Origin of the sequence: Chryseotalea sanaruensis (assembly GCF_003990915.1) — a bacterium.
GTDB lineage: Bacteria > Bacteroidota > Bacteroidia > Cytophagales > Cyclobacteriaceae > Chryseotalea > Chryseotalea sanaruensis.
The window spans coordinates 559,267-577,809 of record NZ_BHXQ01000005.1; the positions used below are offsets into that span (position 1 = coordinate 559,267).

Here is an 18,543-nt window from a genome sequence, read left to right on the forward strand (position 1 = left end):
TTGTTACTAACTTTTATTTACCTTCTGCCTTCGCTTTTGCTTTAGCAAAATCACCCGCCTTAATAATGTTAATCATTTCAGGCTTTAAGTGTTTCTTCATGGCAGCATTAATCTGCTCAGGTGTTAAGTCTGCTACTTTCTTTTCGTAGGCTTCATCCCATGCCATGTTACGACCAATGAATAAGTAGTTGTTTAATGTTCCGGCTAAACCACCATCTTGCGAGCGCGATACTGTTCTGGATTGTAACCAACCAGATTTAGCAGCAGCGATCTCCTCAGCAGTAAAACCTTCAGTAATTACTTTCTGAATTTCTTCTTTGAAAGCCGCTTCAAGCTTCTCTACATTTTCAGGAGCATAAATAGCATACGCAAAGAAGCTGCCTACCGGATCTAAAGAACCTGCACTAAATTGTGAACCTACGCCATAGCTAAGTCCGTCTTTTTGACGAATGCGTGTAGCTAATCTTGAATTTAAGAAACCACCACCTAACATATAATTACCTAACACTAAAGCAGGGTAGTCTGCATTGTCATCGCGCATCTCAAAGCTGTAGTTGGCTACAAAAAATGCATTCGCTTTGTCGGGTGCTTCTATAGATTCATTGATAGTCTTTACAGGCATCGCTTTATTTGTAATGCGAGTATACGGCATGCTGCTTTTCCAATCACCAAATAGTGTTGTAGAAAGTGCCTTGATTTCATTTGCATCAAAATCACCAACTATAGACATGGTGGCATTGTTAGCCCCAAAGAAATCTTTATAAAACTTCTTTACTTCATCAAGCTTTAGTGCTTTAAGTGAAGCAATAGACTCATCAAAGCTTTCTGTATATCGTGTGTCCCCCTTAGGGTACGGGGAAGTGTGTTGTTGAATTCTGTTAAAAGCAATGGCTTGCGGTTCGCTTCGTTGCGACTCAATACCAGCAATCTCTTCACTAATAGATTTCTCAAACTCATCCGCTGGGAAAGCAGGATCACGTAAAACTTCTCTTACAAGTTTTAATGTTTCTACTAGGTTAGGACGCGTTGTGGTGATAATCACAAAAGCCTGTGAAGCACCACCACCAATAAACACATTGGCTTTCAACCTGTCAAACTCATCTTTAATTTGTTGGCGACTTAATTTGGATGTTCCCTTGTTCAACATACTGGCTGCATAGCGGCCGGCAGTAGATTTGTTTTGCAATGATTTCTCATCACCAAAACGAAGCGTCATTCTTACTTCAACAGCCTCACCTCTTGTTTTTTTACTAAGCATGGCAAGCTTCATCCCGTTAGCCAGATCAGCACGTGCTGTTCTTGATTCAATATTAGCTGGAGACGGATCAAAGGCTTCGCCAGCGGCTACAGCCTGATTACCTTTATAATCTTTCACCATTGCTTCAACATCAGGTATACCTGGTATTTCAGCACGCTCAGGTTTTTCTGTAGGCACAAATACACCAACTGTGCGGTTATCAGGCTTAAGGTATTGCTGTGCCACACGCTGAACATCTTCTGGTGTAACTGCTTTAATGCGATCACGGTTTATAAACAGCAAACGCCAATCACCCATACCAATATAGGTACTCAATTGTAAGCAGATTGATTGAGAAGAATTAAATGATAGTTCTATTTGCTTCAACACTTCGTTCTTTGCTCTTTCAATATCTTCTTTGGTGGGAGCCGTTTTGGTGAAGTTATCCATTACACCTAGCATGGTGTTTTTAGCATCATCGAGAGACTTTTCTTTTAAGACTTCAGCATAAGTGAAAAGTAAAGTAGGTTCCTTAAATGCAAATGCAAATGCACCTGCACTACTTGCCTTCTTGGTATCTACTAATTCTTTGTAAAGCCTTCCTGATGGCGCACTACCTAACACACGGGTTAAAATAGTAATAGCAGCATAATCAGCATGCGAACCTGCAGGAACGTGGTAAGCACCTATGGCTACTTGTACGTCACCAACTCTTTTTAATACAACCGAACGTTCACCGTCTTGTGTTGGGTCAAGTGTATAAAGTTTTGGTAATTCACGTTCTGGTTTGGGAATAACACCAAAATACTGGTTGATTAATTCAAGTGTTTTTGTCTCATCAATTTTTCCTGCTACAGCTAATACTGCATTATCAGGCTGATAATATCTTTTGTAAAATGCTTGCAATCTATCGATAGGAACATTTTCTAAGTCTGCTTTTGATCCAATGGTGGATTTACCGTAGTTATGCCACAGATATGCTGTAGATGTAACACGCTCTAAAAGCACACTAAAGGGATCATTCTCGCCTGATTCGAACTCATTTCTCACAACTGTCATTTCACTATCCAAATCCTTTTTAGCAATGTAGGAGTTAACCATGCGGTCAGCTTCTAAATCTAAAGCCCACTTTAAATTTTCTTCAGTGGCATTAAAAGTCTCGAAATAATTGGTGCGATCAACCCAGGTTGTTCCGTTAGGGCTTGCACCATGCTCAGTTAATTCTTGAGGAATGTTTGGATGTTTAGGTGTTCCTTTAAACACTAAATGTTCCAACAAGTGAGCCATACCTGTTTCACCATAGTTTTCGTGCTTGGAACCAACCATATAAGTAATGTTTACTGTAATAGTCTGCTTCGATTGGTCAGGAAACAGAAGCACACGAAGTCCGTTGGCTAATCTATATTCAGTGATTCCCTCAACCGAAGTAAACTTTACAGGAGGCGCCAGTGCTGGTTTTGCCTGTTCAACTGGTGTTGGAGTTGTTTTAGCACTACTTGCTTTTTCTTTTCCCTTCTTTTGTGCCAGAAGAGGCATGGTTGCTATCATTATGATTAGCAACGAATTCATTAATAATCTTTTCATGGATTGATTTTAGTTTTAACGAGATGTTGAAGATAGTTTATAAGCAGTATTAATACAAGCATTTACTAACGCAATTTGAGGGATTCAGCTTTTAGCAATAAAGTATGAACGTTTAATTACAAGGAGAATAAGAGATTTAACCCATAAAATTTCATAGACTCAAAAGTTTAATTCATCTAACCCAGATCGGATTAGATGTTAATAGACCTTAAGATTTCTTTAACTATTCTTAACATGGATATTGCAACTATCGCATGTTGCTACGCGTCTTCAAGTCATAATAAATAAAGACGCATGAAAAAGACCTTCTCAATTTTCGTCATGCTCACAATTGTGAGTAGTGTTGTGCTTGCCGGTGGGATTGATAATCCAAAAGCTTCATCTAAAATTGCTATTATGCAAAAAGATGCAGATCATATTCAGTTGTTTTATAAAAATACAAAAGTTACAACCATTGAAGTGTCAATTTATGATACAGAAAATAAACTACTCTTTACCGAGGTAATTCGTAAGTCAGATGGTTTTATCAGGCCCTACGATTTATCGGCCATGAAGAAAGGTGAGTATACCGTTGTGGTGAATGATGGCACTGAAGAGTTTGTAGAAAAAATAAACACCAGTAATCGTAAAGTACTCTTACTATCAAATGTAATTTCGATGAAAAAGAAGGACTCGTTTTTACTGACAGTAGCAGATGAAAAAGCGAAACGTTTTACAGTCAGAATTACAGATCAAAACGATCGAGTATTGTATGAACAAGAGGAAAGCTTAAACAAGCAGTATAGCAAAATTTATAATTTTGCTAATAATACGGAAGGTCTAAAGTTTTTAGTGACAACCGATCAAGGTGCATCAACCCTGATTAGCGCAAAATAAGCATATTAATAATGCCTGCCTTAAACAAAAAGGCAGGCATTATTTGCTTTTTAAATCAACGGAACTTTTGTTTTATCTTTGCACAGCAATATGCAAAGACTCCTGCTTTTATATTTAATCTTCTCGTGCTCGTTGGTTTTAGCCCAGGTATCTCCGCTAAAGGATTTTGCCAAAGCAAGAATGGCTGAAGACAGCACACTCTACATGCTGGGGATAAAAAAAGTCCAGACCGAAAATATTCCCAGTATTCTTTTCGATAGTATTAAGCAACAGAAATGGTTGCTTGTCATGGATGATGCTGATCATTTTTCTTATCGCGCTCCATTGAATGATGGCGCAGCCAAAACATCAGGCGCTTTTAACTTGGTAAACCCACTTGGCTCTTTTCAGTTATCAGGTAAAGGCATTAATTGTGGCGTATGGGATGATGGCCTGGTAAAAGATCATATTGAATTTGGAAACAGAATTCTTTCAAAAGAAGGAAACGATTTTGAATCTCACGCAACACATGTAACGGGTACTATATTAGCAGCAGGTGTTAATCCATTGGCCAGAGGCATGGCTCCTCAGGCAAGCGCCTTCACTTATTATTTTAATAATGATATTTCGGAAATGAGTGTTGCGGCAAATAATGACAAACCATTACTTTTCTCCAATCATTCTTATGGAGCAGTAACAGGCTGGTCGTTGCGTAATGGGACTTGGACATGGTTTGGCGATCCGGAAATCAGTATTGATGAAGATTATCGCCATGGTTTCTATGGTCAGCGAACAAAAAATATTGATGCTTTGGCATATCTGTCACCATACTACACTATTGTTTGGGCTGCCGGTAATGATCGCTTCGACACCGGTAGTGGTACACAGCCAGCAGATTGTAACAGAGGGACTGGTTATGATTGTATTATCTCAGATGCTGTAGGTAAAAATATTATTACGGTAGGGGCAGTACAAAAAGTTGCAAACTACACTTCGCCTGCCAGTGTCGTGATGAGCCACTTCAGCAGTTGGGGGCCTACTGATGACGGAAGAATAAAACCTGATCTGGTTGCTGCCGGCATGGATGTTTTCTCTACAAATGCCAATGGTACTAATGGCTATGAATTTTCAACAGGTACTTCAATGGCCACTCCAGGTGTAACCGGCTCATTAATATTGTTACAAGAACTTTATGCAAAATTAAATGCTGGAAAATTTATGAAGGCCGCTACCTTGAAAGCACTTGCAATTCATACAGCAAAAGAGGCAGGACCAAAACCTGGTCCCGACTATCAATTTGGATGGGGATTAATAGATGTAAAAGCAGGAGCCGATTTTTTAATCGCAGAAAACTATATTGATAAGTTGCTGGTTGAAGAAAGATTATTGAATAATGCTAACTATGAATTAACGATTCAACCACAAGTAAATAAAAAGATTAGTATAACACTCAGCTGGACTGACCCTGAAGGAACTCCCGTGAGTGCTTCACTCGATCCGCTTGATAGAATGCTGGTGAACGACCTTGACGTAAGACTTATCGATGAGGATGGACTTATTACTCTGCCCTGGTCATTAAATCCAAGTGTACCACAAGCACAGGCGATTCAGGCAGATAACAGTAGGGATAACGTTGAAAAAATTGAATTATCTAATCCTTTAAATAAAAGCTATAAGATTCTGGTTCGCCACAAAGGAGAACTCAGACACGGCCATCAGGATTTTTCATTAGTGGTTTCATATGAATCACAAGGCACAAACTCAAAAACTTTTTATTGGATCGGTAATACCGGCAATTGGCAAGATGCAAGCAATTGGTCATTTGCATCTTCGGGTAGTGCTGCCAATCAATTGCCTACGGGTAACGATGTAATAATCATTGACGAACTATCATTGAACAAGGAAGACACAATACGCTTAACAGACAATGCGAGTGTCGGTCAGATAAAATGGCTATGTAATAAAAAGACTTTTTTAGATTTAAAAAGTAACACCCTTGCCATCAGCAAAGCATTAACACTTGCTTCGGATAGTGCAAAAGTTATTGGTGCTGGAATTCTAAGCTTCTCAACAAGTCAGCAGGGTGTTATTCATTTTACTGATTCTGATTTGAATGATACTGATCTTTCTTTTCAGTCAGGCAACTGGTCTGTTGATGGTTTTTTTAAAGCTGGCCATGTAGAAATCAACAATGGTTCCCACCAATGGGCTATGCTAAAATCAGATATTACGAGTCTGACTGCAGCTAACACGACTACTTTGGATATATCGAATGTTGAGTTGACAATCAGTGAAGCGCTGAGTCTTGCATCAACAATTACCTTTAAGGCAGATAACGCTATACTTCTGATTTCTGATAATGATGTTCAATTGTCATTAGGCAGTAATAATTTCAATGGAGAAATTAGAATAACAGGAGGAAATATTTTGCTAAGTGGCGAAGGAAGAATAACACAGTTAACATGCACAAGTAGCTTAACAACTAACGGATCACCTGAATTTGAGACGCTACATTTACTTGATGGTGCCCAATGGACGCTGGCAGATGGTACTGAACAACAGCTTCATACTTTAGCGGTAAACACAACAACATTACTCCCTTGTCTGATTAAGAGCGAAGGTGGAGCTACTATCAATTTCGTAGAACATAAAATACTTTGTGTTGACAACTTGAATGTTAGCAACGTAAGCGCTACAGGTTTAGGGATTATAAATGTTGGTACTTCAGGCCAGATTGAAAATGCTGCTAATTGGCTCACACTACCTTGCGAACAGGTATTGTTTGCAGATTTCGAAGCCAACTTTGCATGTGTTAATGGATTGACAAGCTTTACCGATACTTCCTTAGGCAATCCAAATACATGGGAATGGACATTCTCAGATCCATTAAATAATACAAGAGATTCAAACATGCAGAATCCTATTCTTTCTTTTGAATCTGTAGGCTCAGTAAGTATTGGCCTTACAGTGACAAAAGATCAGCAAAGTCATACCTTCTCACGTACTATTGCTATCAATGATAATCCCTTGCCAGAAAATGATATTCTTTTGAGTCCTTCAGGATCGCTCATCAGTTTATTAATGACAAATAACTACCACTGGTATCTAAACAGAGAAATCATTGAAAATGCATTTGCCCGTGAACTTACCGACAATCAACAACCTGGATTGTATGAGGTTTTAATATCTAATGGGACGTGTAATCGGTTGTCATCTCCTTATCTGGTTTCGGCAATCAATGAAGACTCACCATCTTCTCATCTCTACCCAAATCCAGCAAACGAATATTTTTCTTTTAAAACTGAAGCTTTATTACCGCAGACCGCCTATTTGTACAATAACCTCGGTCTGTTATTAAAATCGGTTGACATAACTATGCCGGTATTGGTAAAAGACCTGCCAAATGGACTTTACTTTGTCAAAGTTGTTCATACTACTGGCTCAATCACCCTCGAAAAATTGATAATATCACATCAATAGGTTCAACGATGGGAAACCACTGGCGAATGAATCGTATATTTGCAGTATGGTGTATGTAAGTCGCAAAGAGCATTTTAATGCCGCGCATAAACTCTATAATCCAGCCTGGTCGAAGGAAAAAAATGAAGAAGTTTTTGGCCCTTGTGCTAACGCCAATTGGCATGGGCACAATTTTGAGTTAATTGTAACAGTCAAGGGCAAGCCCGATCCCGATACTGGCTTTGTGGTCGACCTAAAAAAACTTAGTGTCTTGATCCGGAAGGAAATTGTAGACAAAGTGGATCATAAAAACCTGAATGTAGATGTGGATTTTATGACTAACAAACTAGCCAGTACTGAGAATCTTGTTATTGAGTTTTGGAAAATATTGTCACCCAAACTTTCGTCTATTACAAAGTATGGTCAACTACATAGTATTAAACTGTACGAGACACCTCGCAATTACGTTGAATACTTTGGTGAGTAAATCTCCATGCTAAAATCTAATCTTCAAGCCAAGTGAAATATTATATAGTAGCCGGTGAACGTTCAGGAGATTTACATGGAAGTAATCTGATCAAGGCTATTAAGCAGCATGATGCTGAGGCAACCTTCAAAGGTTTTGGTGGCGATTACATGCAGGAATCCGGACTTGATTTGTCAGTCCACTATAAGGATATGGCCTTTATGGGCTTTATTGAATTCCTCACTAACCTACACACCATTGCTAATTATATTAAACAGTGTAAAACAGAAATCACAACTTGGAAACCGGATGTAGTTATCTTAATTGATTATGCAGGCTTTAACAGAAGGATTGGTAAATTCTGCAAGGACAACGGTATCACAGTTTATTATTATATCTCACCAAAAGTTTGGGCATGGCGGCAGGGTAGGGCTTGGTCTTTGAAAGCAAGCATCGATAAAATGTTTGTTATTCTTCCCTTCGAGAAAGCATTCTTTAAGCGTAAAGTAGATTGGGATGTAGACTACGTAGGTAATCCTGTTTTAGATGCCGTCAAAGATTTTAAGCCATCCGAAGATTTTAAAAAGAAATACCAATGGCCTGCCGACAAAAAACTTATCGCACTCTTACCTGGCAGTCGTGCGCAGGAGTTGAAATACATCATTCCTGTAATGGCTGATGTGGTAAAAATGAATCCAACGTTTCATTTTGCGGTAGCCACTGTTTCAAATTTGGATCGCAAATCATACAAAGCTTTCGAAGAATTCTCAAACGTAACTTTTGTTGAAGAAGCAACCTATGATTTACTCAGCTATGCCAAAGCCGCTATTGTTACCTCAGGCACAGCAACATTAGAAACAACATTATTTAATGTGCCTCAAATTGTAGTGTATAAAACAAGCACATTCAATTATTTTATTGCCAAGCGTGTAATCCAAGTCCCCTTCATTTCCCTGGTAAACCTGATAGCAGACCGCGAAGTGGTAAAAGAGATGATACAAGAGCTGTGTACACCACAAACGGTATCTGCCGAACTTGCACAGTTAATGATTGATACAGAAAGAAGACGATTTGTATTAGCAGGAAACGAAGAGGTATATAAAATACTCGATATAGGCTCAGCCTCTTCCAATGCGGGAAGATTAATGGTGAAGTATTTAACGGAGAAAACTAATTAAGCAACCTTGAGTTTGCTGTATTGTGAACCATTGAATTTCTCTTCAGCATAAGCGCGTGTAATCACCAATCTGTCTGTTGTTTTTTCAGAAGGAAGATCAAACATTGCATCATTGATGATGGCTTCGCAGATACTGCGTAAACCGCGTGCACCCAATTTAAATTCAGCAGCCTTTTCAACGATAAAGTCAAGAGCGCCATCTTTAAATTCAAGCTCAATGCTTTCCATCTCAAACAACTTACTGTATTGCTTGATCAGCGCATTTTTAGGTTCAGATAGAATTTTCTTCAATGCATCTTTATCCAAAGGATTTAGATAAGAAACAACGGGTAAGCGTCCAATTAATTCAGGAATTAAACCAAAGCTTTTTAAATCCTGAGCAGAAATAAATTGTAAAAGATTTTTCTCTACATCAGCCGGGTGTAAGCCATCAACATTGGTAACAAAGCCTAGCGGCCTTGTATTTAATCTACCTGCAATAAATCTGTCAATACCTTCAAACGCACCACCACAGATAAATAAAATGTTTTCTGTGTTAACGGTAATCATTTTCTGATCAGGGTGTTTTCTTCCACCCTGCGGGGGAACGTTCACGGAAGTACCTTCTAATAATTTAAGCAATGCCTGTTGTACACCTTCACCACTTACATCGCGTGTAATTGAAGGGTTATCAGATTTACGGGCAATCTTATCTATTTCATCAATATAAACAATGCCACGTTCAGCAGCCTCTACGTTGTAATCAGCAGCCTGTAATAAACGTGTTAAAATGCTTTCCACATCTTCACCAACATAACCGGCTTCAGTTAATACAGTAGCATCTGCAATACAAAAAGGAACTTGTAAAAGTTTAGCCAACGTACGTGCCAAATAGGTTTTACCGGTACCGGTTTCACCGGCCATGATAATGTTAGACTTTTCAATGGTTACATCGCTCTCAACTTTGCGTTGCATCAAGCGCTTGTAGTGATTGTAGACAGCAACGGAAAGTACTTTTTTGGCCTCATCTTGTCCGATTACATATTCATCAAGGTATTTCTTAATGTCGCGGGGTTTAATCAGCTTAAAGTTGGGTGCAGTGCCAGATTCAACTTTACTCTTTTTCTCTTCCTGAAGAATTTGCGTGGCTTGTGTTACACACTTGTCACAAATATGGGCGTGTATGCCTGATATCATCAGGTCTACATCTTTCTTATTTCTCCCGCAAAACGAACAAGTTACCTCTGCCATTATTATTTTATTGATGTGAAAATTTGTTGATGTGCCAATGGGCTGCCAGCTCGCAAAGATACCAATTAATCAGCTTATTAGCACATCAACCAATCACCGAATTACTTCTTCCTTTCAAGCACTTCATCGATCATTCCGTACTCTTTTGCCTCACTGGCACGCATCCAATAGTCTCTGTCGCTGTCTCTTTCAATGGTTGCGTAGTCTTTACCCGAATGGTTGGCTAAGATTTTATAAAGGTCTTCACGGATTTCAATTGTTTGTTTTAACGAAATTTCCATATCCTTTAAAGTTCCTTGCGCACCAGATGAAGGTTGGTGAATCATGATGCGGGAGTGGGGAAGTGCAGCGCGCTTTTTATTTGCACCAGCGGCCAGTAATACTGCTGCCATAGATGCCGCCAATCCAGTACAGGTTGTGGCTACATCCGGATTGATGTATTGCATGGTGTCATAAATGCCTAGTCCGGCATATACCTGCCCACCCGGGCTGTTAATGTACATAATGATGTCTTTCTTTGGATCGGCCGATTCCAGAAACAAAAGCTGAGCCTGAATAAGGTTAGCAATTTGGTCATCAACACCCATGCCTAAAAAGATAATACGATCAGAAATTAATCGGGTAAAAACGTCAATAGCGCGGAAGTTACCGGGGCGTTCCTCGATAACGTATTGAGTCATATTCTCAATTTTCTGAGCATAACTATCAACTGTGTTGCCGCTCATACCCATGTGATGCACGGCATACTTTCTGAATTCATTGTTGTTTTGCATAAAAAAGTGTTTGTTTAAACTATATCGATGATCACGGTCTTGTTCCGTAACCGCTTGGGGTGCAGAAACAAGTCCGGCATGAATTTCTACTAAACCATTGTAAATAAAAAATGGTTTTGATTGGAATAAATTTCCTACCAAAACCATAGTCGTAAAATCTTAAACTTTATTCTCGAAACTAGTCAATCTTTTAACTATTCTCTGTCCTGACTTCCAGCCTCTAGCCTCGAACTTCTAACCTCTAATGCGTATGCTCTTCAACCACCTTTTTAAACTCGTCTACGCTAACCTTCTTCTCATCAACCTTGATGGTTTCGCGTATCAGCTTCATAATCTTATCGTTACGTAGCTGGCTGTAAAGGTTCATAAAGTTTTTGCCGTTTTCGTTCTGTAGGTAATTGTCAGCAATGGCATCCAGGCGGTCTCCCAATTGCTCTGCAATAGCCGGGCCTCCAAATTGAGAAATAATCATTTCTTTAGCGCGACCTTTCACCTCGTTACCATCAACAACTATTTTATGGTCTTCAGCAATTTTATTGCGCACCAAATCCCAGACAATACTGCGTTTGTATTGATCAAACTCCTTTTCAATCATCTCCTCAGTAACCTTGCCCTCGCTGGTTGCTTGCAGCCATTTCTTTAAAAAGGCTTCTGGCAGATTGATACTGGTGTTTTTAATGTAGTAATCTTCAATGTGGTGCTCTAAGAAATGTTGTGTTTCGCGCTTGTAGTTTTCACCAACAGTTTCTTTAATCTTATTGATGAATTCTTCTTCGTCTTTAACGGTATCCTTACCGAACACGCGATCAAATAATTCCTGATTTACTTCAGCGGGCTCTGTGCGACTGATTGTATTAATTTTCAATACAAAAGTCCCCTTCATTTTTTTTGCCTCATCTTCACTAACACCTAATAAATTGGCCGTTAAAGATAAGTCATCAAAAATCTTTGTGATATCGAACTCTACTTCGTCCTCTTTCTTCAAACCAACAAAAGTCTTTTGTTCTTTTTTAACAACTTTATCGGTAGCAATAAAACCATATTCGCGTTTAAACTCCCCGTCCTTCTCACGTAAATCACCATACACGTTATCGCCAATAGCAGAAGTTTCAGGGTACTCCACTTTGCCAAAACGCTTACGCAAATCTTCAAGTGTGTCATCAACTATCTTCTTGTCCAGTTCAATAGGGTAAGATTTAACCTTCACCTTATCCGACAACTCGTATTTAAAGTCTTCAACAATTCCAATTTCATATTCGAATTCGAAATCTTTCTGGTTATCCCAATCAATCAGGCGGCTTTTCTCCAAATTAGGAAGCGGCTCACCTAAAATCTTTAAGTTTTGCTCTTTTATATAGTCGTTAAGCTTATGCGAAAGAATATGATTAATTTCTTCAACCAAAATTGACTTACCAAACATTTTCTTCACAACACCTGCCGGCACTTTACCAGGGCGGAAACCCTTAATACTTGCCTTTTTGGCGTAATCTCCAAGCTTCTTTTCTACCTGCATCTGATAATCAGCTTCTCCAAGCTTAATGTTAATGCTACCTTCTGTGCCTTTCTTTTTGTTGAGTGTGATTTCCATTTTTCTTTATTGCTTATAAAGTAAGAACCCTCAATACCCGTTTTTTCTTGCGGGCATTAAGGGTTCGGTTGTGCGCATGGAGGGACTCGAACCCCCACGCCTTGCGGCACCAGATCCTAAGTCTGGCACGGCTACCAATTACGCCACATGCGCATTTTTTAAATGATGCTGATTTTCAGCTTGTTTAGAGCCTCAACACCCCCAATGGCTGGAATTGGGAGCGCAAATGTAGAAATTATTACGAAATTAGAAATGTGATAGCGAAAATATATCATATAAAAGATCATAATTGTCCGCCAAAAATTTGGGAGCTTTAAGTAACCACTTGATTTTCTTGGTTCTACTATCTCTATAAAGAAGGCAAAGACAGGTTTAATAAAAAGACTTAACTAAATGACATTGAACTAAAAAATATTAAAAAGCTCTTGATGAGTCTTCTTAAATTAGAAAATGAGGTAGTATATTGAAGCGAAGAGTCAATTTTTAGATCGTTCCCGATTAATGGTGGCAATAGACGTAGAAAAGGAGAAGAAAGAGATAATCAATCATTACCGCAAACTGCTGCGAAAAGCCAAGCCGGTTTTAAAAGATAGTGATGCCAAACTCATTAAAAAAGCATTCACAATAGCAGCGGAGGCGCATAAAGATATGCGCAGAAAATCTGGCGAACCTTACATTTTACACCCGCTGGCTGTCGCTGAAATATGCGTTGAAGAAATAGGCCTTGGCACCACCTCAATACTCGCAGCTCTCATGCACGATGTGGTAGAGGATAGCGATATGGAACTGGCCGATATTGAAAAAATATTCGGAAAAAAAGTAGCGCGCATTATCGATGGCCTCACAAAAATCGCTGGTGTTTTTGAATACGGAACTTCTCAACAGGCTGAAAACTTCCGGAAAATGCTCTTTACACTTTCTGAAGACGTACGTGTAATCTTGATCAAGCTTGCAGATCGGTTACATAACATGCGTACACTCGAAAGCATGCCGCGTAACAAGCAGCTGAAAATTTCCTCCGAGACAATCTACCTCTATGCACCGCTGGCACACCGTTTAGGGCTCAATGCCATTAAAACTGAGCTCGAAGACCTTTACCTGCGCTTTACCGATCGCCCGATTTACAACTCCATTGCCTCTAAAATTGACGACACCCGGGCGACTCGGAATAAATTTATAAAAGGTTTCATGCAGCCTATTGTAGAAGAGCTTAATAAACAAAACATTCGCTGCGAAGTAAAAGGTAGACCCAAATCCATCTATAGCATTTGGAACAAAATGAAGCGCCAGAACATACCCTTTGAAGAAGTGTATGACTTGTTTGCCATCCGTGTCATCATCGATGCACCCCAGGAACAAGAAAAAGCACTTTGCTGGCAAGTATATTCTATCGTTACCGACTTTTACACCCCAAATCCTGATCGCCTGCGAGATTGGATCAGTACGCCTAAATCAAACGGATATGAATCGCTGCACACTACCGTAATGGCTAAAAATGGTCAGTGGGTGGAGGTGCAGATCCGAACAGAGCGCATGGATGATATTGCCGAGAAAGGTTATGCCGCCCATTGGAAGTATAAAGAATCTAGCGGCATTAATGAATCTAACCTCGAAAAATGGTTGGCGCGCGTTCGCGATACCCTTGAACATAACGACCATACAGCACTCGACTTCGTTGACGATTTCAGAGGTAATCTTTTTACTGAAGAAGTGTTTGCCTTTACACCCAAAGGAGAACTAAAAACCTTGCCTTCTGGTGCAACAGCTCTCGACTTTGCCTATGAAATACATAGCCAGATTGGCTCGAAATGTATTGGTGCAAAAATCAATAATAGGCTCGTACCAATTAGCCATGTTTTAAAAAATGGCGATCAAGTTGAAATCCTTACCTCATCTAAGCAAAAACCAAACGAAGACTGGCTTCGGTTCGTAGTTAGCTCAAAGGCCAAAGGGCACATTAAAGATTCGCTCAAAGAAGAGAAAAAACAATCCGCACACGAAGGCAAAGAAATTATCATGCGTAAGCTTAAGCAGCTTAAGGTCGAGGCATCGCAAGATACCCTCGAGCACATGCGCGAATACTTCAATGCTAAAACACACTTTGATTTGTACTATCGTGTCGGGCGAAACATTATAGGAACTGCTGATATCAAGCGCTTTACAGAGTTTAAGCCTACTTCGCCCTTCAGGGCTAAACCTCCTGCACAGCTTACAGATGCCAAGCTGATTGAAAAGGAAATAACAGCGCTTAAAAACAGATACGAAGACATGCTCTTGATAGGCGAGGATATGGATGTTGTGGATTATAAGCTCGCAAAATGCTGCACACCCATTCCGGGCGATGAAGTATTTGGTTTTGTCACTGTTAATGAGGGTATTAAAATACATAGGACCAACTGCCCTAACTCAGCAGAACTCATGGCCAATCATGGCAACCGAGTGGTTAAAGCCAAGTGGACATCCCAACATGAGGTTGCTTTCCTAACCGGACTAAAAATTAAGGGCACAGACAGAGTAGGGCTTATTAATGGGGTTACAAAAGTTATCTCAGAAGAGCTAAAAGTAAACATGAGCTCCATGTCAATACATACCGATACCGGCATATTTGAAGGCGAAATCATGTTGTACGTAAATGACACCAGACATTTAGAACATCTCATCGCTAAACTAGAGCAAGTCGAAGGTGTTGTAAAAGTCAGCCGTTTCGACTCCAAAGAAACTGAACCCAGAGAGCTATAACCACTCTTTAGTTCAAACTCAGCCCCCATTTGAACCTAATGCCTACATTTCTAGCGGCTCGTAGCTAGTGGCTAAAATCAATCTATTTAGTTGACTCTATCTCCACACATCCGAAGCAAACGAAAGTTTTACAGTTAATACCACACGCATATTTCTGAATCTTCAAATTGTCATTACATTTGCCACCTCTTATGGCGCTAAATCCAAAGATTTACGAGGAAGTAAAGAAAATTTTCACAGCGTATGTGGAAAACAAAGAGCTTCGCAAGACGCCCGAGCGCTACGCCATACTCGAGGAAATCTATACACGCGATGGACATTTCGATGTAGAATCTCTCTACATCAGCATGAAAAACAAAAACTATCGTGTAAGCAGAGCCACTGTTTATAACACCCTCGATTTATTAGTAGAGTGCGACTTGGTTAGTAAGCATCAGTTCGGCCAAAACCTTGCCCAATACGAGAAGTCATATGGTTACAAACAACACGATCACCTCATTTGTACCGACTGCCATAAGGTTATAGAATTTTGTGATCCACGCATACAAAATATTCAAAATACAGTACAAGATTTATTACAGTTCCAGGTCATGCATCATTCTTTAATTTTATATGCAGCCTGCAAAAAAGAGAACTGCGAAAACCGAAAAGTATCATGATTAATTTTACACATACTGAGCAAAACAATTTATTAACACTTAATCTTTCTGGCGACCTAATTGGCGAAACAGGCGGCACTGCCATACTTGAAGTAGCCAACGAATCAATTGCAAATGGAATTAAAAAGTGCCTGGTCGATATTTCAGACCTACGCTACATCAATAGCAGCGGCATAGGTGTATTAATAACACTACTGACAAAATTCAGAAACAAAAGTGGCGAATTGTATTTGATGAAGCCCTCCGACAGCGTTCAAAAGTTGTTGGTGATCACAAAATTGAACGCAATTTTTACCATCATTCAATCAGAAGCAGAAATTAAATAATTTCTTTAGTCTTTGTTTAATCAATGACGAGAAGGTTTATAGTAGATTCAATAGTATTAATTTAAATTCCCTAACTCCCCTTTCAGAAGGTGAGGGTTGGGGGTGAGGCAAATGACAAAAGTAGATGTTCTTTTAGGTCTCCAATGGGGCGATGAAGGTAAAGGTAAAATCGTTGATGTTCTAGCGCCTAAATACGATGTAGTCGCGCGTTTTCAAGGTGGCCCAAACGCAGGGCACACCCTCGAGTTCGATGGCAAAAAGCATGTATTGCATCAAATACCCTCAGGTATTTTTCGCGAAAAAACCAAAAACATCATTGGTAATGGTGTCGTACTAGATCCTATTGTCCTTAAAAGAGAAATTGAAGGTGTTACCGCCAAGTTCAACCTCAACCTAAAAGAGAATTTATACATCTCCAAAAAGGCGCAACTTATTATCCCTACCCACCGACTGTTAGATCAAGCCTACGAAACAGCCAAAGGCGTAGATAAAATAGGGTCTACCCTAAAAGGCATCGGCCCCACCTATCAAGATAAGATCGGACGACAGGGTCTCAGAGTAGGCGATATACTTTCCGATAAATTCAAAGAAAAATTTAAAAAGCTCTCTGACATACACTTTGCCATCCTTAAAGAACATGTCATCGAATATAACTGGCAAGAACTTGAAGCCAGCTTCTTCGAGGCAGTTGAGTTCATAAAACAATTCAAGCTTATCGAAAGCGAATATGTTATCAACAACGAGCTCAACGCTGGCAAAACAATCCTCGCAGAAGGCGCACAGGGCTCCCTGCTCGACATTGATTTCGGCTCTTATCCTTTCGTAACAAGTTCCAACACCGTTTCAGCAGGCGCATGTACAGGCTTAGGCGTGGCGCCAAGCAGAATAGGCGAAGTCTACGGTATCTTCAAAGCGTATAGCACCCGCGTTGGTAGCGGCCCCTTTCCTACAGAATTATTAGATCAAGAGGGCGAAAGCATGCGTAAAGAAGGCAACGAGTTTGGCTCCACCACCGGTCGCCCAAGGCGTTGTGGCTGGATCGACCTGCCATCATTAAAATATTCCATCATGATTAATGGCGTCACCCAGCTACTCATGATGAAAGCAGACGTGCTTAGCATCTTCTCAACCATTAAAATTTGTACACACTACAAACTGAGAGACGGAAGCATCTCAGATACACTTCCATATGAACTTGTAAATGAGCAGATCACACCCATCTATACAGAAATGAAAGGATGGGCTTGCAACGTCAAAGGCATCCTTAAGCAAGACATGCCAAAAGAACTTAACGACTACATTCATTTTCTCGAAAAAGAATTGAACGTACCCATCACCTTAGTTTCAACAGGCCCCGATCGCACCGAAACTATCCACCGATAAACATTTCTGTATAGGTTACCTATAATTGTCGTTAACACATCCTGTTAATCCTTAAATCTTGCCAATCCTGATTCATACGATGATTGCAGTTTCTTGTACGCTATAAACAAGCTAAACCCTCACTAATCTTGCTAATCCTGATCCTGATCCAGGCGTGCCCCTGCCCGCACACAAACCACGCAACGGGTCGGGCTATTCGCTACAAGTCTGCCATTATGCATTGTAATTGATTTAAAAGTTTATTGAGGCAGACTTTCCGCTGCTATCCCTCACGCAGCAGCAGGCAATCAATTCACAAACATATTCACCGATTACGATTATCATCTTTTCAATGTTTTTTTATTACCTCATCCTACCCATCCTGATCCAGAAAATATTTTCAGTAATCGACAAACAATTGTAGTATTCTTAACTCAATAAATCCTGTCCATCCTTGAATCTTGCTAATCCTGATCCCGACAATGTTCAACACTTTATTTACGTCTTTGATAAGTAACTCTCCTGACTTATTCTGCAATATTTTTCATAACCAATCCTGTCAATCCTAAAATCCTACTCATCCTGATTCAGACAATTTCTCAGTTCCAACCTTAGCGCCACGTAAACCAATCTTTTCAACAAAAAATTTTAAAACAATTCCCATTTTTTTCCTCATGATTCTCAGCACCTTACACTGATGTTGATAACTTTTTAAAGAAATATTGAAATATTTCTTGACAGCACTTGCACAGTCCAACCTCTTCTCCTACTTTTGCCGTCCCATTCAGAAGGAACGGGGCACAAAAATTGAAAACTTGGTTCTAAAACAAACGGCTTTAAAACCACATTTAGTAGCAGCCTTGCGAAAGGCAAATTACTAACACGTTCTTTGAATGAATGATTAATTGATAGCGGACCTTAAAGGGTTTGGGAGTGATTTAGCAAATGCTTTCGATGAACTTTAGAGGTTGATTCTTTAAGAGGATAAATTTTAATAAAGGAGAGCTAGGACAACAACTATTGAAAAGGCGAAGAGGTTTGACTTACGAGTTAGATCACACTGGCTGAGAAGAATATTACAATGGAGA

The 18,543-nt window shown here is 39.7% G+C and carries 12 protein-coding genes and 1 tRNA gene; 8 read left to right on the forward strand and 5 right to left on the reverse strand.

All coding sequences use genetic code 11. The features are described 5' to 3' along the window. Positions 1-13 precede the first annotated feature (13 nt). Positions 14-2,821: a M16 family metallopeptidase gene (locus SanaruYs_RS15610; RefSeq protein WP_127123514.1), complete on the reverse strand. Its 2,808-nt coding sequence runs from the start codon at positions 2,819-2,821 to the stop codon at positions 14-16. Between the two features lie 294 nt (positions 2,822-3,115). On the opposite strand from SanaruYs_RS15610, the gene SanaruYs_RS15615 reads away from it, so the two are divergent. The 4 genes from SanaruYs_RS15615 (at position 3,116) to lpxB (ending at position 8,779) form a co-directional block, all read left to right on the forward strand. Beyond that, entirely contained in the window at positions 3,116-3,697 is a 582-nt protein-coding gene (locus SanaruYs_RS15615) for a T9SS type A sorting domain-containing protein (RefSeq protein ID WP_127123515.1), read from the forward strand. Between the two features lie 90 nt (positions 3,698-3,787). Then, entirely contained in the window at positions 3,788-7,156 is a 3,369-nt protein-coding gene (locus tag SanaruYs_RS15620; RefSeq protein WP_127123516.1) for a S8 family serine peptidase, read from the forward strand. A gap of 46 nt (positions 7,157-7,202) precedes the next feature. Then, positions 7,203-7,622: a 6-pyruvoyl trahydropterin synthase family protein gene (locus SanaruYs_RS15625; protein WP_127123517.1), complete on the forward strand. Its 420-nt coding sequence runs from the start codon at positions 7,203-7,205 to the stop codon at positions 7,620-7,622. Positions 7,623-7,654: 32 nt separating this feature from the next. Further along, the gene (gene lpxB / locus SanaruYs_RS15630) at positions 7,655-8,779 is read left to right on the forward strand and encodes a lipid-A-disaccharide synthase (protein WP_127123518.1); all 1,125 of its coding nucleotides are present in this window, start codon (positions 7,655-7,657) and stop codon (positions 8,777-8,779) included. On the opposite strand, the gene clpX is transcribed toward lpxB, so the two are convergent. The 4 genes from clpX to SanaruYs_RS15650 all read right to left on the reverse strand — a co-directional run bounded on the left by clpX (position 8,776) and on the right by SanaruYs_RS15650 (position 12,522). Continuing rightward, positions 8,776-10,008: an ATP-dependent Clp protease ATP-binding subunit ClpX gene (clpX, locus tag SanaruYs_RS15635; RefSeq protein ID WP_127123519.1), complete on the reverse strand. Its 1,233-nt coding sequence runs from the start codon at positions 10,006-10,008 to the stop codon at positions 8,776-8,778. The genes lpxB and clpX overlap by 4 nt on opposite strands. A gap of 101 nt (positions 10,009-10,109) precedes the next feature. Continuing rightward, positions 10,110-10,781, reverse strand: a complete 672-nt coding sequence (locus SanaruYs_RS15640; RefSeq protein ID WP_127123543.1) for a ClpP family protease — start codon at positions 10,779-10,781, stop codon at positions 10,110-10,112. 241 nt (positions 10,782-11,022) lie between these two features. Continuing rightward, on the reverse strand, positions 11,023-12,369 hold the full coding sequence (gene tig / locus SanaruYs_RS15645) for a trigger factor (RefSeq protein WP_127123520.1): 1,347 nt from the start codon (positions 12,367-12,369) through the stop codon (positions 11,023-11,025). Positions 12,370-12,440: 71 nt separating this feature from the next. Next, positions 12,441-12,522 (reverse strand) — tRNA-Leu (locus SanaruYs_RS15650). A gap of 348 nt (positions 12,523-12,870) precedes the next feature. Between SanaruYs_RS15650 and SanaruYs_RS15655 the strand changes: the two genes are divergently transcribed. From SanaruYs_RS15655 to SanaruYs_RS15670, 4 genes are all read left to right on the forward strand, one after another. Continuing rightward, a complete protein-coding gene (locus tag SanaruYs_RS15655) occupies positions 12,871-15,108 on the forward strand; it encodes a RelA/SpoT family protein (protein ID WP_127123521.1) in 2,238 nt (745 codons plus the stop codon). A gap of 191 nt (positions 15,109-15,299) precedes the next feature. Continuing rightward, positions 15,300-15,767, forward strand: coding sequence for a Fur family transcriptional regulator (locus SanaruYs_RS15660; RefSeq protein WP_127123522.1), 468 nt, complete (start codon positions 15,300-15,302; stop codon positions 15,765-15,767). Continuing rightward, on the forward strand, positions 15,764-16,093 hold the full coding sequence (locus SanaruYs_RS15665; RefSeq protein ID WP_127123523.1) for an STAS domain-containing protein: 330 nt from the start codon (positions 15,764-15,766) through the stop codon (positions 16,091-16,093). Before SanaruYs_RS15660 ends, SanaruYs_RS15665 begins: the two co-directional genes overlap by 4 nt. Before the next feature lie 111 nt (positions 16,094-16,204). After that, positions 16,205-17,476, forward strand: coding sequence for an adenylosuccinate synthase (locus tag SanaruYs_RS15670; RefSeq protein ID WP_127123524.1), 1,272 nt, complete (start codon positions 16,205-16,207; stop codon positions 17,474-17,476). Positions 17,477-18,543 lie beyond the last annotated feature (1,067 nt).

What these genes read in the sequence shown, in the direction of transcription:
- SanaruYs_RS15610 (WP_127123514.1), bottom strand. Translation starts at nt 2,821, where the DNA reads ATGAAAAGATTATTAATGAATTCGTTGCTAATCATAATGATAGCAACC.
- SanaruYs_RS15615 (WP_127123515.1), top strand. Translation starts at nt 3,116, where the DNA reads ATGAAAAAGACCTTCTCAATTTTCGTCATGCTCACAATTGTGAGTAGT.
- SanaruYs_RS15620 (WP_127123516.1), top strand. Translation starts at nt 3,788, where the DNA reads ATGCAAAGACTCCTGCTTTTATATTTAATCTTCTCGTGCTCGTTGGTT.
- SanaruYs_RS15625 (WP_127123517.1), top strand. Translation starts at nt 7,203, where the DNA reads ATGGTGTATGTAAGTCGCAAAGAGCATTTTAATGCCGCGCATAAACTC.
- clpX (WP_127123519.1), bottom strand. Translation starts at nt 10,008, where the DNA reads ATGGCAGAGGTAACTTGTTCGTTTTGCGGGAGAAATAAGAAAGATGTA.
- SanaruYs_RS15640 (WP_127123543.1), bottom strand. Translation starts at nt 10,781, where the DNA reads ATGCAAAACAACAATGAATTCAGAAAGTATGCCGTGCATCACATGGGT.
- tig (WP_127123520.1), bottom strand. Translation starts at nt 12,369, where the DNA reads ATGGAAATCACACTCAACAAAAAGAAAGGCACAGAAGGTAGCATTAAC.
- SanaruYs_RS15655 (WP_127123521.1), top strand. Translation starts at nt 12,871, where the DNA reads ATGGTGGCAATAGACGTAGAAAAGGAGAAGAAAGAGATAATCAATCAT.
- SanaruYs_RS15660 (WP_127123522.1), top strand. Translation starts at nt 15,300, where the DNA reads ATGGCGCTAAATCCAAAGATTTACGAGGAAGTAAAGAAAATTTTCACA.
- SanaruYs_RS15665 (WP_127123523.1), top strand. Translation starts at nt 15,764, where the DNA reads ATGATTAATTTTACACATACTGAGCAAAACAATTTATTAACACTTAAT.
- SanaruYs_RS15670 (WP_127123524.1), top strand. Translation starts at nt 16,205, where the DNA reads ATGACAAAAGTAGATGTTCTTTTAGGTCTCCAATGGGGCGATGAAGGT.